This is a genomic window from Trichocoleus sp. FACHB-262 (assembly GCF_014696035.1).
In the GTDB taxonomy this organism is placed as follows: Bacteria; Cyanobacteriota; Cyanobacteriia; order FACHB-46; family FACHB-46; genus Trichocoleus.
This window is the reverse complement of record NZ_JACJPK010000097.1, coordinates 75,384-92,598: the sequence shown is the minus strand read 5'-3', so window position 1 is coordinate 92,598 and position 17,215 is coordinate 75,384. Positions and strand designations below refer to the sequence as shown.

General features: G+C 50.8%; 11 protein-coding genes. 6 read left to right on the top strand and 5 right to left on the bottom strand.

The features are described 5' to 3' along the window. The first annotated feature begins 279 nt into the window (after positions 1-279). The 4 genes from H6F68_RS22790 to argJ all read left to right on the top strand — a co-directional run bounded on the left by H6F68_RS22790 (position 280) and on the right by argJ (position 8,223). The gene (locus H6F68_RS22790; protein ID WP_190562541.1) at positions 280-3,831 is read left to right on the top strand and encodes a PAS domain S-box protein; all 3,552 of its coding nucleotides are present in this window, start codon (positions 280-282) and stop codon (positions 3,829-3,831) included. A gap of 565 nt (positions 3,832-4,396) precedes the next feature. Beyond that, positions 4,397-4,825 carry a peptidylprolyl isomerase gene (locus H6F68_RS22785; RefSeq protein ID WP_190438017.1) on the top strand — a complete coding sequence of 143 codons (429 nt, stop codon included), beginning with the start codon at positions 4,397-4,399 and terminating at the stop codon, positions 4,823-4,825. Between the two features lie 249 nt (positions 4,826-5,074). Then, entirely contained in the window at positions 5,075-6,559 is a 1,485-nt protein-coding gene (gene gatB, locus H6F68_RS22780; protein WP_190562539.1) for an Asp-tRNA(Asn)/Glu-tRNA(Gln) amidotransferase subunit GatB, read from the top strand. 323 nt (positions 6,560-6,882) lie between these two features. Beyond that, positions 6,883-8,223, top strand: coding sequence for a bifunctional ornithine acetyltransferase/N-acetylglutamate synthase (gene argJ / locus H6F68_RS22775; RefSeq protein ID WP_190562537.1), 1,341 nt, complete (start codon positions 6,883-6,885; stop codon positions 8,221-8,223). 16 nt (positions 8,224-8,239) lie between these two features. On the opposite strand, the gene H6F68_RS22770 is transcribed toward argJ, so the two are convergent. Then, complete coding sequence (locus H6F68_RS22770) at positions 8,240-9,418, bottom strand: site-specific integrase (RefSeq protein ID WP_190438009.1); 1,179 nt, start codon at positions 9,416-9,418, stop codon at positions 8,240-8,242. A gap of 242 nt (positions 9,419-9,660) precedes the next feature. On the opposite strand from H6F68_RS22770, the gene hemH reads away from it, so the two are divergent. Then, positions 9,661-10,824, top strand: coding sequence for a ferrochelatase (gene hemH / locus H6F68_RS22765; protein ID WP_190562535.1), 1,164 nt, complete (start codon positions 9,661-9,663; stop codon positions 10,822-10,824). Between the two features lie 76 nt (positions 10,825-10,900). On the opposite strand, the gene H6F68_RS22760 is transcribed toward hemH, so the two are convergent. From H6F68_RS22760 to H6F68_RS22750, 3 genes are all read right to left on the bottom strand, one after another. Then, positions 10,901-11,497, bottom strand: a complete 597-nt coding sequence (locus tag H6F68_RS22760; RefSeq protein ID WP_190562533.1) for a DUF4126 domain-containing protein — start codon at positions 11,495-11,497, stop codon at positions 10,901-10,903. Between the two features lie 214 nt (positions 11,498-11,711). Then, positions 11,712-13,949, bottom strand: a complete 2,238-nt coding sequence (locus tag H6F68_RS22755) for an ATP-dependent RecD-like DNA helicase (protein ID WP_190562531.1) — start codon at positions 13,947-13,949, stop codon at positions 11,712-11,714. 49 nt (positions 13,950-13,998) lie between these two features. Next, positions 13,999-14,574 (bottom strand): DUF924 family protein, encoded by a 576-nt coding sequence (locus H6F68_RS22750; RefSeq protein WP_190562529.1) that lies wholly within the window; start codon positions 14,572-14,574, stop codon positions 13,999-14,001. 209 nt (positions 14,575-14,783) lie between these two features. On the opposite strand from H6F68_RS22750, the gene H6F68_RS22745 reads away from it, so the two are divergent. Beyond that, positions 14,784-16,073, top strand: a complete 1,290-nt coding sequence (locus H6F68_RS22745) for a Glu/Leu/Phe/Val dehydrogenase (protein ID WP_190562527.1) — start codon at positions 14,784-14,786, stop codon at positions 16,071-16,073. Positions 16,074-16,273: 200 nt separating this feature from the next. Here the strand turns inward: H6F68_RS22745 and H6F68_RS22740 are convergent, their stop codons facing one another. Then, positions 16,274-17,215, bottom strand: a complete 942-nt coding sequence (locus H6F68_RS22740; protein ID WP_190555282.1) for a GDP-L-fucose synthase — start codon at positions 17,213-17,215, stop codon at positions 16,274-16,276.

The window sequence follows — 17,215 nt, the reverse complement described above, 5'->3', positions numbered from 1 at the left end:
ACTGACTGGCTTAACTGGTAGCAACGAATTTACTTCCATCGCCGACCACTCTACAGCCAATCTAGTTAGCGCCCTGAGCTATTTCTATTCAATCCTGAGCTGACTCCACCTTAAAGGTTGGATTGGGAGAGTTTGAGAGATGAGCTCTAACTCTAACTTGGCTTGTCTTATAGAGCAGTGGTCAACCTTTTATGACTTTTGTGCCCTCACAAATCGTCTATACCTTTGAAGGTGCTTCTGGAATGATTCAACTTCCCCTGCTACCGCCTGTACAGAACCATGCTGCCAGTCTACCGTTCACTATTCCTGCGCTATGGGATTGCTGTCCTAGGAGTAGCATTGGCTCTACTTCTGCAATCTCCCCTAGCTGATTTATTAGAATCCCAAGTTCCATTTTTATTACTATTTAGCGCTGTCATAGCCAGCGCTTGGTATGGTGGCTTCGGTCCTGGAATGGTTGCCACTCTGCTAGCTACCTTGGGCTGCGCTTATTTTTACGTTGCCCCGTTTGATTCCTTGACATCGCCGTCTTCAGAGCAGGCTTTTGCCCTGGGGCTCTTTGCGGTGGAGGGAGTTTTAATTAGCCTACTGAGTGCTGCTCTCCACAGAGCCCAGAAGGGCACAGAAGTTTTTTGGCTGAGATCAAAGCAGCACCAGGAAACCCTGCGCCGTAGCGAGGAACGGTATCGGTTGCTAATCGAAAATGTCAAAGATTATGCCATTTTCATGCTGGATACACGGGGCCGAGTTACGAGTTGGAATACAGGAGCCGAGAGGATCCTAGGCTATAAGGAAGCTGAAATTCTAGAGCAGCATTTTTCTTGCTTTTTTACGGCTGAGGATGTGCAGCAGGGCAAGCCAGACCAAGAGATTAAGCAAGCGATCGCTGAAGACCAAGCCGAAGACGAACGCTGGCATGTGCGAAAAGATGGTAGCCGTTTCTATGCTAGTGGCATCACTACAGCCTTACGCGATCGCTTTGGGCGCTTACGGGGCTTCTCGAAACTGATGCGCGACATGACCGAGCGTAAACGCACCGAGGAAGCCCTTCAGGCAGCCCACGACCAGTTAGAAGCCGAAGTAGTTAAAAGAACGGCTGAACTTTCCACTGCTAACTCAGCCCTAAAAGAGCAGATTTCAGAGCGCTTACGCACAGAAGCTTGGTTGCGCGATGACGCTGAGCGGCTGACAGCCATTATTGATACCCAGCATGACATCGCCACCGCAGAGCTAGATTTACTGCGCGTCATGAACTTAATAGCCGAGCGGACGCAAAAGATTACTTCGGCCACAGGCGCGGTGATTTTGTTACCCAACGGCGAAGACATGGTCTATCGAGTTGCCAGTGGAACGGCAGCGCCTTACGTAGGCTTGCGCGTTAAAGCTGACACCTGCTTTTCTGGGCAATGTTTTCACACCGGGGAAATTCTACGATGTGATGACGCTGAAACTGATCCCCGGATCAGTCCAGAGGTTTATCGGCGGGTAGGAGCTCGCTCGATGATTGCAGTCCCTTTGCGCTACGAACGCCGAATTGCCGGGGTACTGAAGGTTCTATCTCCTAACGTCAATGCTTTTAGTGAGCAAGACACGCACACGCTCCGCCTGATGGCAGGCTTTATTGCAGCAGCAGTAATGCATGCCGCTGAGTTTGAAGCCCGCCAAGCGATGGTGGTAGAACACACAACGGCGCTAGCTGCCCTGCGTGAAAGTGAGGAGCGCTTTAAGGGAGCCTTCCACGATTCGGCGGTAGGAATGGCCCTGATCGCCACAGATGGCCGCTTCTTGCAAGTGAATCGTTCCCTTTGCCAAATGCTGGGCTATTCAGATTCAGAACTGCTCAACACCAACTTTCAAGCGGTCACCCACCCAGACGACTTAGACAGAACCTTAATCTTTGTCTGTCAGATGCTGACTGGAGAGATTCAGGCTTATGAGATGGAAAAGCGCTATCTCCACAAGCAAGGACACGTTGTTTGGGTATTACTGAACGTTTCGCTGGTGCATAATTCCCAAGGCGAACCTGTACATTTTATTGCTCAGATTCAGGATGTTACGGAACGCAAGCAAGCCGAGGAGGAACGAGCCCAACTGATTTGTGAGCAAGCAGCTCGCGCCGTAGCCGAAGCCTCAGAACAACGCTCGACATTTCTAGCCGAAGCCAGCGCGGTCCTATCCGCCTCCTTGGATTACGAAGCCACGCTGATCAGCCTGGCTCGGTTGGCAGTGCCTTATCTAGCCGATTTGTGTGTCATCGACATGGTGGAGGATGGGGAGTCGCTGCGGCCTCTGACGGTGGCTCACATTGACCCTGCCAAAGAAGATTTAGCTCGCCAACTCCAGCAATATTATCCGCTGCGGCTCAGCCACTTGCGCCCCGTGCTCCAAGCTCTACAGACGGGAGAATCTCAACTACTGGCTGAGGTGTCAGAAGCGGCGATCGCTGACTCTACCACCGATGCTGACTACCTACGGCTGATCCGCTCCTTGCACCCCAAGTCGGTCATGATTGTGCCCTTGATCGCGGCTGGGCGCACCATTGGGGTCATTTCTTTCACCATTTCCGAATCCCAGCGACACTATAACTCGGTTGACCTCACCTTGGCTGAAGACTTAGCTCGGCGGGCAGCCTTAGCCGTGGACAACGCCAGACTTTACCAAGAAGCTCAAGACGCAAACCGGATGAAAGACGAGTTTCTTGCCACGCTTTCTCACGAGTTACGCACTCCGTTGAACTCGATTTTGGGTTGGTCCCGGTTACTGGGAAGCCGCAAATTTGATGAAGTCACTACAGCGAAAGCCTTGGAAACCATTGAGCGCAATGCTAAATCTCAAGCTCAACTAATTGAAGATATTCTGGACGTTTCGCGGATTGTGCAAGGCAAGCTACAACTACAGGTTCGCCCTGTAGAGTTAATCACAGTGATTACTGCGGCAACCGATGCAGTGCGTCCCGCAGCAGAAGCCAAAGGCATCAGCTTGGAGCCAAAGCTAAACGAGACGGCGACTCAAGTGTTAGGAGACCCCGATCGCCTGCAACAAATTGTCTGGAATTTGTTGGCCAATGCAATTAAGTTCACTCCCAGGGGTGGTCAGGTAGAGATTAGTCTGGAGCTGATAGACTCCTGCATTCAAATTCGGGTCCAAGATACAGGCCAAGGGATTCCGGCGGAATTTTTGCCCCACGTCTTTGATCGCTTCCGACAAGCAGACAGTACCAGTACGCGATCGCATGGCGGTTTAGGCTTGGGTTTGGCGATCGTGCGGCACCTGGTCGAGTTGCAGGGAGGAACAGTCAGCGCTGCAAGCCCTGGAGAAGGACAAGGCGCAACCTTTACGGTCAAGCTGCCGCCTCTGGTTCTATCAGCCTCCGACCCAGAACTTCCGCCTTCCACGCACTGCTTGCTGGAGGGCATCGCTAATGCCTTGGAGTCCTCCCTTTTAAAGGGCGTGAGTGTCTTAGTCGTTGATGATGAGAATGATGCCAGAGAACTGCTACAAACGATCTTGGAGCAATCTGGAGCCAACGTGACTGCTGTTGCTTCTGTCGCCGAAGCGATCGCCGCTTACGAAAATCTCCAACCGGACATTCTCATTAGTGACATTGCCATGCCAGGGGAAGATGGCTATGCCCTGATTCATAGAGTCAAGACCCTGGAACATCACCCAGTCAAACCGATGCCTGCGATCGCCTTAACCGCTTATGCAAGAGAAGAAGATCAGGCTCAGGCATTGAGTGCGGGATTTCAAATGCATTTTGCTAAGCCTGTAGAGCCAACTTCTCTCGTTAGCGCTCTCGCGAATCTACTCGGTCGAACTGTCGCGTCTTGAGTCAATTTGCTAAGTCTCTGAAACCAGGCTGAAGCCACCCCAGAATTGATAGAAATCTTGATAGGTACTTAAGGCAGCGATCGCAGTGAAATATCTAAATTATTAAATAGATTGTGCCCCAGCAATTCCTCTTTGAGAAGTCAAAATCTCTGTATTTCTTTGTAACTTTAATAACAAGCTAAACTGTAAATCAACTTTTTGAGCTTTAGTTGCGACAAGTAGCTTTTATACACACTGAAGATAGCTTCCCAAGAGGTTTCCACGACCTAAAAGGAACCAAAAAATTCTGAGCCACCTGAATAAAACGGCACCTAGTAACACAAATCAATCAATTCTGACAAAATTTCTTTAGCTTAGCCTGCGATTTGATCCGAAACGGATTCAGCAACCTCGGCTCTTAAAAAGTACCGATTTAATTATTAAATTGACCCTAAAATGAAGCCGATTAACCACTCCATCCGCTAACGTTGGAAATTAAGCCCAAGGAGCAAAGTTCCAGCCTGGATAAAAACAGTGTTAGCCCCTCCTTATTGGCACTGCAAGACTAGAAACGCGAGATTAAAAAATGACACAAGCAAAAATTGGTGATACCGTAACTGTTCACTACACAGGTCGTCTAGATGATGGCACTGTATTTGATTCCTCGACTAATCGTGATCCACTACAATTCACCCTTGGTCAGGGCGATCTAATTCCTGGTTTTGAGAAAGCCGTTGTCGGCATGGCCCCCGGAGAATCTAAAACCGAGAAAATTCCAGTCGAGCAAGCTTATGGCCCTTACCGCGAAGAAATGGTCGTAGAGATCGATCGGCAGCAGATGCCGGAAGATTTAGAGCCTGAGGTGGGTCAACAGTTGCAAGTTCGCGAAGAAACGGGGGGCGTGATTCCGGTGGTGATTACGGATGTCAACGACGGCACCGTGACTCTAGATGCTAATCACCCTCTGGCGGGCGAGGAGTTAACTTTCGACATTCAACTGGTAAATATTGCCTAAGCTCGTCATCCTAATGGTTTAGACAGACTTCCCTCGCCCTTCCTGCTCTTTAGACAAGAGACCTAACCCCCAACCCCTTCCCTTGAGGGAAGGGGAGCTAGATTCAAAGTCCCTCTCTGCTCCGGAGAGAGGTTTGGGGAGAGGTCTGCACGACCATTGATCTAGGACAAAAGCTCTGGCAAAACGCCGAGTGAGGCGCTGCGGGGCTACAATAGAGCCAAATTGTTGCATCGCTGCAATCTGTATCCCATGACGACTGCTGCTCCGGTTAAAACTCAGTACGAAGCGATTATTGGCCTTGAAACCCACTGTCAGCTCAAAACTGACACGAAGATCTTTTGCAACTGCTCCACCGAATTTGGCGGTGACCCCAACAGCCAAATTTGTCCAATTTGCATGGGTATGCCAGGGGTGCTACCAGTACTGAACCAGAAAGTGCTGGAGTACGCGGTTAAGACAGGCACGGCGCTCAACTGCCAAATTGCTCCCTTTAGCAAATTCGATCGCAAGCAGTATTTCTATCCTGACTTACCTAAAAACTACCAAATCTCTCAGTTCGATTTACCGATCGCTGAGCATGGTTGGCTAGAAATTGAACTGGTAGACTCAGACGGCAATCCAAGCCGTAAGCGCATCGGCATTACCCGCCTGCACATGGAAGAAGATGCGGGCAAACTGGTCCATGGCGGCAGCGATCGCCTGGCGGGTTCTAGTTTTTCCTTGGTTGACTACAACCGTACCGGAGTCCCTCTTCTAGAAATCGTTTCCGAGCCAGATTTACGCACAGGCCAAGAAGCGGCTGAATACGCTCAAGAGCTCCGCCGCATTATTCGTTATCTCGGCGTGGGTGACGGCAATATGCAGGAAGGCTCCCTGCGTTGCGATGTCAACGTTTCCATCCGTCCAGTAGGGCAGGAAGCATTCGGCACCAAGGTCGAGATCAAGAACATGAACTCTTTCAGTGCCATTCAAAAGGCGATTGAGTACGAAATTGAACGGCAAACTGAAGCGCTAGCCACTGGAGAGCGAATTGTTCAAGAAACGCGTCTCTGGGAAGAAGGCTCTCAGCGCACCATTAGTATGCGCGTCAAAGAAGGCTCCAGCGACTACCGCTATTTCCCCGAACCCGATCTGACTGGGATCCAAGTCACCACGGAACAGCTAGAGCAATGGCGCTCAGAACTGCCAGAACTGCCTGCTCAAAAGCGGCATCGCTACGAAACCGAGTTGGGCTTGTCTGCCTACGACGCACGAGTTCTGACCGACGATCGCAGCGTGGCTGAATATTTTGAAACCGCGATCGCCGCCCAAGCTAGCCCCAAACCAACGGCAAACTGGATCATGGGCGATATTGCCGCCTACCTCAATGCCAACAAGCTCAGCATTACCGAAATTGGTCTCAAACCAGAGGCACTGGCAGAACTCGTCAAGCTGATTGAAGACAACACCATCAGCAACAACGCCGGGAAGGAAATTCTGCCCGACCTACTGGCTAACGGGGGTTCTCCCGCCAAAATTGTTGAGGAGCGCGGCTTAGCTCAACTCTCCGACCCTGATGCGATCGCGGCCATTATTGATGAAGTGATTGCTTCCAACCCCAAAGAACTAGAGCAATACCGGGGTGGTAAAACCAAGCTGTTAGGCTTCTTCGTGGGTCAGGTGCTCAAGAAGACGAGTGGACGGGCCAACCCTAAACTAACTAATCAGTTGCTCGCTCAAAAGCTGAACCCATAACCCTCTGTTCAACGGAACTCGCCAGGGATCGTCCGCGTCGGATTAGACCCTGGTGTTTTTTTTGGATGAAATTTTGATGAGGGGTGTCACCCCACACCCCCTTGATGGCATAATGTGATAAGTAGATGCACCCTGATGGCGGGGAGAGTCGCTACAGACTCTCCCTTTTTCTTTGGCAATTTGTCATTGTTGACCATTTAGGGGCGAGCGCACTGAATTTTGCACCCAAGCAGACGAGTTTTGCACCTGCCGAATGTAGTGAAGTAATAGCGGCCAGTTGATATAATCCCCTTTCAAGCGTCTCAGTGGTGGGAGGAGGAACAATGTCAGATTGGCGAAAAATTCCCGGTGGAATCACAGCACCGCGAGGCTATCGGGCTGCGGGAATAGCCGCTGGATTGAAACCTTCTGGCTTACCCGACCTAGCTTTGATTTTGTCGGAGGCGGAGGCGATCGCGGCAGGCGTTTTTACTACAACTCAAGTCCGAGCCGCCTGTGTGGACTACTGCCGAGAGCGTTTACAAGTGAAGGGAAGTGCCCAAGCCATTCTCTGTAATGCAGGTCAAGCGAATGCCGCTACTGGCTCCCAAGGTTGGATTGACACGATCGAGAGTGCCCAAAGTTTAGCCCAAGCCCTAAATATTTCTTCAGACTCGATCTTGTTAGCTTCAACTGGGGTGATCGGTCAGCGTATCCCCATGGCAGCCTTGAAAGCCGCGATTCCGCATCTGATCGCTGCTGCTTCTGATCAAGGCTCGGACCATGCGGCTCAAGCGATCGCCACGACTGATCTCGTCACTAAATCGATCGCCCTAGAAACGACTCTACATGGTCGTCCAGTGCGAATCGGGGGTATTGCCAAAGGCTCTGGCATGATTCACCCCAACATGGCGACGATGTTGGCGTTCGTTACCTGTGATGCTGCTGTTTCCCCACCCCTTTGGCAAGACATGCTGAGTCGCGCCGCCGATCGCAGCTTCAACCAAATCACAGTTGATGGCGACACCAGCACCAACGATACTCTCCTAGCCCTGGCCAACGGTCAGTCGCGCACACCTGCCATTACCGAACCTGGTCCCGATGCCGACAAGCTAGAAGCCATGTTGACCGAGGTTTGTGTCTATTTGGCTAAGGCGATCGCCCGCGACGGGGAAGGAGCGACTTGCTTAATGGAGGTGCAAGTCTCCGGTGCGCCTGACGACAGCTCGGCTCGGCAAATCGCTCGCACGATCGCTGGTTCTTCCTTAGTGAAATCAGCTATTTTCGGCCATGACCCTAACTGGGGCCGCATTGCTGCGGCTGCAGGTCGCGCGGGAGTGTCTTTTGGCCAAGAAAATCTGCAAATCAAGTTAGGTGACTTTTTGCTGATGGAGCAGGGCCAGCCGCTGAAGTTCGATCGCGCAGCTGCGAGTGCTTACCTGAAACAAGCAACAGCCAAAGAGACGTTACCGCCCGATGTGGTCAGCACCGAGGTAAGTAATGACTTGATGGTGATGAAAAATGGTCAGTTAGTTCCTTTCCCCCGCATGACTACCAGCGAAAGCCAAGCTCAAAACGTCGTCACAATCTCAGTCAGCATCGGCAATGAATCTGGCTCTGGCACCGCTTGGGGGTGCGACCTCAGCTACGACTATGTGAAAATCAACGCCGAGTACACCACCTAACTGTTGAGTGGGGGAATTAACGTAGTGGCGCTTTGAGCTGAGTACGGTTCAGAGCTGCTTCTACCGCTTGCTGTTGGTCACGTCGCGTCAGCCACTGATGGTAGGTACGGGTGTGTACCGTGACGGAGTGCCCCATCATCCGAGCTGCGACAGTATCTGGCAGACCAAAGTGAATCGTTCTGACCGCCCAGGCGTGGCGCAAATCGTAGGGTGAGAAAGGCACTTGATAACGGCGAAATTGGGTCGTCACTTGTTGCCCAACTCGTTGCAGTGTCGTGCGGTTGAGATCAGTGTCTACGGGAGGCAAGCAAATGCTGCGGAGATCGAATTGCTCAATCCATTCAGGGAAGAAAGGCCAGACTTCATGACTTCCAGTTTTGGTTGTAGACAAGACTTGAATCGTGCTCGCCGCATCCCCTTGGCTTAAACCGGAATAATCAGAAAAAAATACTTCATGGTTCCGTAACCCATAGGTCGCCATAATGCCATAAACAAATCGCCACGCTGGGTTAGGAATTTGCTCAAACGTTTTGACAATCAGCTCATCGGACGGGAGCTCTCGCGCTTGAGTTTGATTCGGGCTATAGCTGCCCCAAAGTGATTTTAGGTCAATGGGCAACTCTAAATTGAGAAACTCTGCCAAGGCACTTAGTGCAGTACAGCAAGCTTGACGACTACGAGACTGGTCATCGGTTGAGCGCACCGTAGCGTAAATCGCTTCGGCCAAACTAAATTTGGGATGCTCTTGAGCGATCGCAACTAATTTTCGCAGGTACGGCGCATAAGTGAAGCGCCAAGTAGTTTTGGCGGAGGCTGAGTTTTTTATTCGCTGCGGCTGCATCAAGAAATGTTCTTCAAAGACCTGAATTTGTTCTGGCAAATCTAGGTCATACAATCGGCCTCCGCCAGAGACAGCTAAATAGTGCCGCCAATCAAACGTCTTTTGAATGAGCTGAGCCGCGATCACCTTAACTTCCTGTTCTGCCTGCTTCAACCCGCTTGGGGTAGCGGATAGTCCCAAAACCAGTCGTTGTTGGTGAGGACGCAGACGTGAACTATCCGGTCGAGGTGGCAGAGTGCCCCGCAAATTTAACTTCTGTCCCCGCCGCTCAATTTGCAGTCCCAACTTTGCCGCTTTGAGGCGTTGATTTACTTGAAGAATTTTCGCATCAAGCGCTTGATTGGCATCAGTCATGGCAAACTTAATAGTTAACAGGAGTTTTAAATCTTTTAAGAACTTGAAATATATAGCAGTCCTAAATAATTTATGAAACTGGCGGCTTGTGAGAGGTGCATCTTTCACAAGCCATTTGGGATCGCCATACATAACTTTAGTAATTAAAGTTGGGTATTTAGCACCATGATGTCAAACGGATTTAGGAAATTAATTGTTAAAATCAGTAACAAACATGAGAGGGTAGGGGGATCGTGACCACAATGGGTCGTACTGGCGTTCTATTGCTCAATTTAGGTGGGCCTGATCAACTGGAGGACGTCCGTCCCTTCCTGTTTAACCTATTCTCTGATCCAGAAATCATTCGTCTACCATTTCCTTGGTTGCAGAAGCCGCTAGCCTGGATTATCGCCACGAGCCGAGCCAAGAAATCTCAGGAAAACTATCGTCAGATTGGTGGTGGCTCCCCTCTACGACGGATTACAGAAGCTCAGGCCCAAGCAATTCAAGCTTCCTTGCGGCAAAAAGGCCATGATGCCTCGGTCTACATTGGCATGCGCTACTGGCATCCTTTCACTGAGGAAGCGATCGCCCGGATTAAGCGGGACCAAATTGAAAAGCTAGTAATTCTGCCCCTATATCCTCAGTTTTCCATTAGCACCAGTGGCTCTAGCTTCCGTTTGCTCGAGAAGCTTTGGCAAGAAGACCCCGCTCTCAATCAGGTTGAATATACAACGGTAGCGTCCTGGTACAACCGCCCTGGTTATCTCCAGGCAATGGCCCAGCTAATTGCTCAGGAACTGGATAAATTCCCCAACCCTGACCAAGTGCATATCTTCTTCAGTGCTCACGGTGTTCCTGTCAGCTATGTCGAAGAAGCGGGCGATCCGTACCAAAAAGAGATTGAGGAATGCACGGCGCTAATCATGCAAACCCTCAATCGGCCCAACGCTCATACACTGGCCTACCAGAGCCGAGTAGGTCCAGTCGAGTGGCTGAAGCCCTATACAGAGGATGCGCTCGCAGAATTAGGAGCTCAAGGTGTTCAAGATTTAGCCATCGTTCCGATCAGCTTCGTTTCAGAACATATTGAAACCTTGCAAGAAATTGATATTGAGTACCGCGAGTTAGCAGAAGAATCCGGAATTCATCATTTTCAGCGGGTTCCCGCTCTCGATACCCATCCTGGTTTTATTGAGGACTTGGCCGATCTCGTCGTTGAGGCATTGGAAGCTCCTCCGATCGCTCTGTCTCAAGTCACCCAAATGAAGAAGATGGTGAAGATGTACCCCCAAGAGCGGTGGGAGTGGGGTATGACGACTGCGGCGGAAGTTTGGAATGGCCGAATCGCCATGCTGGGCTTTATTGCGCTGATGATCGAACTGCTCAGCGGTCGTGGGCCGCTGCACTTTGTGGGATTGCTATAAGTTGGCTTTAAGCGAGTGTGGAAGCGCGGGATAACCTGATTTATTAGGCTCTCGCGCTTTTATCTAGCGAGTCTTGTCAATCTGGTTCTTGCTTGTGCCGCCGGGGTTGCTGGCGATCGCGAGGATGGGCTTGCTCGGCATACCAGCGTCGCCACTCTTTAGAACTCCGGATGGCTAGCCACAGCAGCAGTAAGGCGATGAGTCCACCTTGGCGAGGCGCATCAAAAGCAAAAAAGACCAAGATGATGCACAAACTATCTTGGGCAAAAATCATCCAAAGCGGCAGTTTGCGGAGGCGGTAAAACCAGCCGATTTGCACTAACTGTAAAACTAACGCTAACAGACCACCCACGACACCAATCAGCCCTACCAACCAAGGCGACATTGCGGCCACGCGAGCGATCGCCATCCCCATCAAGGCTCCAACAATGGGGCTAAAAATCACTTGAATAATTTGTAAAGCCCGCTGCCCTAACCGTCGCTTCGAAATCGAGACTTCTAATAACGACCAGCTCACCAACACCCCAATCACGACGGGAGGCGGCACCTGAGACAAGATTGGTACACGAGACCACAAGTCTTCGCCTTGCAGCAACCCAATAATCAATAGCGGCAAAGCAATTCTTAAACCTGCCGCTGAAGAAGCGGAGAGCGCGGCTAGAATCTCAATCATAATGACAAATTAGCCTGCACTAAAACCTAACAGCCCTCAAGGTTCGTTTTTTAGTTTAGGAGATTTGTAGCCAGAGGCTTGTAATCAGATTGACATGTTTTTGACTCTGTCTCTAAATAATTTTCCTTGAGAGTTTTCTCAGACCGGAAGTTTTTGCGGCAATTTAGTTTCTCTAGCCCTTAGAAAAACCAGTTCAGCGAATTGAGCCTTGCTACTACCTTAAACGACGCGCTAAGGCTGTGTAACGTTGTTGGTCCTTGACTTGATTAACCGCGATCGCGATCGCCTTTTTCGGTCCGACTAGAAAGGCAAGTTGCTTGGCCCGAGTCAGTCCGGTATAAAGCAAGTTGCGGCTGAGCATCATGTAGTGCTGCAAATATAAGGGCAAGATCACCACCGGATACTCACTGCCTTGGGCTTTATGAATTGTGACAGCCCACGCCAGCGTAATTTCATTTAAGTCAGCGCGATCGTAGTTGACGAGGCGATCGCCGAATCGCACCGTTACTTCTTGCTCTTCTGGGTCGATCGCGGCAATGACTCCTAAGTCCCCGTTAAACACTTCCCGGTCGTAGTCATTGACTTGTTGAATCACGCGATCGCCAACTCGTAAAGTCATGCCGCCTCTGGCAATCTCGGTTTTGCCGCTATAGGGAGGGTTGAGCAACTGTTGCAACACGGTATTGAGATTCCGAGTTCCTACTTCGCCGCGCGTCATCGGACATAGGACTTGCACATCCTGGGCAGGGACAAAACCCAATTGCGGAATCAAGTCGTTAATCAGGTCATGAATTGCCTGAACACCGTCTTCTGGTTGCGGTGCTCCTAACCAAAGGCAGTCCGTTTGAGGCACAGCAGAAACGGGTTCGAGTTGTGGCACCTGCCCTTGATTGATCCGGTGAGCATTTTGCACAATGTAACTCGCCTGAGCTTGCCGAAACACCTCGGTCAGCCGAATCACCGGGACTTGGCCAGATCGAATCAAGTCCCGCAGCACATTGCCTGGGCCGACACTGGGTAGCTGATCGATATCGCCGACTAGCAACATCTGGGCCTCCAGTGGCACAGCTTTGATCAAGGAATTGGCAAGAAACAAATCCAACATTGAGGATTCGTCTACGATCACAGCCTGGGTTTCTAGAGGATTGTCGTAGCCGCGCTTAAAGCCAAAGGTCTTCGGGTCAAACTCCAGCAAACGATGTAGCGTTTTGGCTTCCTGTCCGGTCATTTCACTCAACCGTTGTGCGGCCCGTCCGGTGGGAGCAGCCAGCGCGATCGCCTTTCCCATTGCTTTCCACAGCGCCACAATGGTCCGAGTCGTAAAGGTTTTGCCGCAACCTGGGCCTCCAGTCAGAATCAATACCCGTTGAGTGGCTGCCATTTCTACGGCTTGGCGTTGTTGCTCGGAAAGGGCCAATCCAGTTTTGGCTGTAAAGCGATCGATCCAAGCTTGGACTCTGGGCAAATCCACTGTGACTGGACGCTGCAACCATTGGCGCAACCGATCTGCCATATTGGTCTCTGCTTGGAAGAAGGCAGGTTTATAGCAAATGAATTGACCTTGTAACTCGCCAGAGCCACCTTGCATCACCAATTGATCTTCCAAACCCATTTGGGTCACGATCGCCGAAATTTGCTCTGAATCTGGCTCATGATCGCTCAAGGCTAAGCGCTGCACCGTTCGCTCTACCAACTCTGGCTGGGGTAAAAAGCAATGGCCTTCCTCGCTCGCCTCGGATAAAACATGCAACAAGCCGCTACGGTAGCGAAATTCTGAATCTGGAGCAATGCCGAGATTTCGGGCGATCGCATCTGCTGTCACGAAACCAATGCCATACACATCGGTTGCCAGTTGGTAAGGGTTGTTGGTGACTGTAGCGATCGCTTCTGCGCCATACTGCTTATAGATTTTGACGGCATAAGTGGTAGAAACACCGTGGCTTTGCAGAAACAGCATCACCTCTTTGATCGCCTTCTGAGTTTCCCAAGCCGCCTGGATCATTTTGACCCGCTTCTTAGCGATACCAGGCACTTCTCCTAGGCGATCGCACTGGTTCTCAATCACCTCTAAGGTTTCCAGGCCAAAGTGCGCCACAATCCGCTTGGCAGTTACAGGGCCAATCCCCTTAATTAGGCCACTTCCTAGATATTTTTCAATGCCTGTCAGGGTTGCAGGTTTGGTTTCTCGGTAATAAGTCACCTCAAACTGCGGCCCAAACTTGGGATGATCTCGCCAGATCCCTTGCATTTGCAGCGTTTGGCCCGCTTGAATACTGGGGAAGTTACCGACAATGGTGACTAGGTCTCTGGCTCGCGGTGCCTTGAGTCGAGCGATCGTGTAACCTGATTCTTCAGAATGAAAGGTCAGGCGCTCTACCACTCCTTGCAGTTGCTCGGTCTGAGCCGCTGGGGCGGCATTCGCTTGGCCATAGGATGGTGAACGAGTGGACATAGTAACCCGATAACCTTGTCAACAGCTACCAAATCAAAATTTCAAACACTTAAAACGATGAACCCGGTTGCTTCAAGAACTCCGCTTCTTCAGGAGTTGTCGTACGGCCCAAAATTTGATTGCGATGGGGAAAGCGCCCAAATCGTTCAATAATTTCTTTATGGCGAACCGCGTAGGGAAACATATCACCAGCGTCTGGATCGTCACTCAACTGCCGAAACAGTTCTACTGATAAGCGCTGGTGTTCTAAATTCTCACTGTGCTCAAAGGGTAAGTAAATAAACATCCGCTGCACGGGCAACAAAGCTTGGTCAAAATCCTGCGCGATCCCTTGCTGAGCCGTGATTAAAGCTTGAGCATCCGTAGTATAAGCTCGGCGATCGCCCCGAAAGATATGGCGCGGAAACTGATCGAACAACAATATCAACGCCAAGCAACCATCCGGGGAAGCTGTCCAACCATTGTAGTGACCAGCCACGGCTGCTTCGTAGTTGGATAGAAAGCGATCGCTGATGTCTCGATCAAAATTTGGATCCTTTGCGAACCAAATCTTGCGGCTCTTGCCATAACTACTTGATTCTGGACTGCCAAACCAGAAATTTAGGATTTGCTTAATGCGTAACATGCTGCCTACTTTTGTGGCTTACCCAAACTTGCCCTAATCAAAATTCTAGCGATCGCTACCACCTATATTTTGGTAGCCACCAGTTATCACTTTTGCTCCAGGGAAAATGTAACGAATTTTACCAAAATCCAGAGTGATCCCCATTCAGAAGGCTAGGCTACGGATAGATACCCAGTTCGCAGAGAGACTGCGATTGTGAGAGTAATGTTATGGGTTCACCATCACTCCTGCCTCTAGAACCTGCTTCACCTGCCCACATTTGTCCCTTAGATCAAACCTGTAGCTATTTGGACGAAGCCGCTAGAGAACTTCAACTAGATGCTGGTTTACAAGCTATCTTGAGCCATCCTCGTAAAGTCGTCACCGTCTCGATCCCCATCAAACTGGATAACGGTACTGTACAAGTTCTGGCGGGGCACCGAGTTCAGCACTGTGATGTCCTCGGTCCCTATAAAGGCGGTACACGCTATCATCCCGCCGTGACTTTACGGGAAGTTTCGGCTCTAGCCATGCTAATGACCTGGAAGTGCGCTCTCTTAGGCATTCCTTATGGAGGTGCGAAAGGGGGAATTGCCATTAATCCTAACGATTACAGTGTCAGTGAGCTAGAACGAATTACTCGCCGCTACACCAACGAGTTAATCAAAGATATTGGGCCCTCTGTAGATATTCCTGCGCCCGATGTTGGCACCTCCGCGCGGGAAATGGCCTGGATGATGGACACCTACTCCATGAACGTAGGCCACGCTGTCCCCGGAGTAGTGACAGGTAAACCGATCTCAATTGGTGGTTCCCTCGGACGAGAAATGGCTACAGGTCGAGGCGTAATGATCACGGTCCGGGAGGCGCTAGCAGCTCAGGGCAAATCCTTGGCAGGTGCCCGGATTGTCATCCAAGGATTTGGTAATGTTGGCCGATCCGCCGCCCAGTTGCTATACGAAGCTGGCGCTAGAATTTTGGCTGTCTCCACCAGTACCAACGGTCTGTTTGCTGACGCTGGCCTGGATATTCCAGCCTTGCTAGCCTATGCCGCCGAAAACCATAAGAGCTTAGTTGGATTTCCTAGTTCCACGCCGATTAGCAATGACGATCTCTTGCTCCTTCCCTGCGATGTCTTGATTCCAGCCGCTTTAGAAAACCAAATTACTGAAGCTAATGTCGCTCAAGTCAAGGCTCAGATCATCGTAGAAGCAGCCAATGGCCCAGTGACATTAGCCGCGGATCAAGCCCTGGAAGCGAGAGGTGTTACGGTATTTCCTGATATTCTCGCTAACGCAGGTGGAGTCGTCGTGAGTTACCTGGAATGGGTGCAGGGGCTTTCCTACGTCTTCTGGGACGAAGAACGAGTAAACCGCGAAATGGAAAGCTTGATGGTGCATGCCTTCCAGCGTGTCTTGCAACAATCACAAAATCGCCAGGTTCCACTCCGCTTAGCAGCCTATACTCTGGCTGTGGGACGAGTCGCCCAAGCTGTCAGCGATCGCGGTCTCTATCCTTAATTCTCGATCCCCACTATTTAGAGGATTGAGGTTTTAGCGATCGCCATTGCCTGATTTGAGGGGAAGATGGCGATCGCTTCTTGTCTCTCATTGTTATAGGAGTCGCAATGAACATAGGGGCGGGTTTAGCAGCAGAATTCGCATTATCGCGATACCTGAACTACAAAACCCGCCCCTACAGATGATGTCTAAGTTGTGGCTTAGCTAGCGTGCTGTTTGTACCACTCAATTGTGTTTTTCAGCCCTTGCCTAAATTCCATTTGAGCCGTAAAGCCAAACTGCTTGGCTCGTTCTGTATCCAAGCAGCGACGAGGCTGACCATTAGGTTTGTCGGTTTCCCAGACAATCTCGCCTTCAAAGCCCATCAGCTCACAAATCAGAGTTACCAGATCGTGAATTGTAATTTCGTAGCCAGTCCCCAGATTCACAGGCTCAGAATCGTTGTAGGACTGGGTGCCCATCACAATGCCACGAGCTGCATCCTCAGAATAGAGAAACTCACGAGTCGGACTGCCATCACCCCAGACAGGGAGTTGCTGGTCTCCCCGTTGCTGAGCTTCGTAAACCTTGCGAATCAACGCTGGGATGACGTGGGAACTGCGAGGATCGAAGTTATCCTCAGGCCCATACAAGTTCACTGGCAATAAGTAGATGCCATTGAAGCCATATTGCTGGCGATAAGATTGCAGCTGGACCAACAGAGCTTTCTTAGCCACCCCATAAGGGGCATTAGTCTCCTCAGGGTAGCCATCCCAAAGATTTTCTTCCTTAAACGGCACCGGGGTGAACTTAGGGTAAGCACAAATGGTACCCACACAGACAAACTTCTGGACCCCCGCTTGATAGGCCGCATGAATCAACTGCGTACCCATCATCAAGTTGTCGTAGAAGAGTTCAGCGGGTTTTTCTCGGTTCAGCCCGATCCCACCCACATGCGCCGCTAAGTGAATCACCACATCCTGCTGATCAACCGCGCGTTGGCAGTGATCGAGGAAACGTAGGTCATAATCCCGCGATCGCACCACCGTAATCTTTTGGGAATCAGCACCTGCCCGTTGGAGCTGGTCGATCACTTGACGACCCAGGAAGCCAGCCCCCCCCGTCACCAAAATCCGTTTATCTCTGAGATCCAGCGTTGTCAT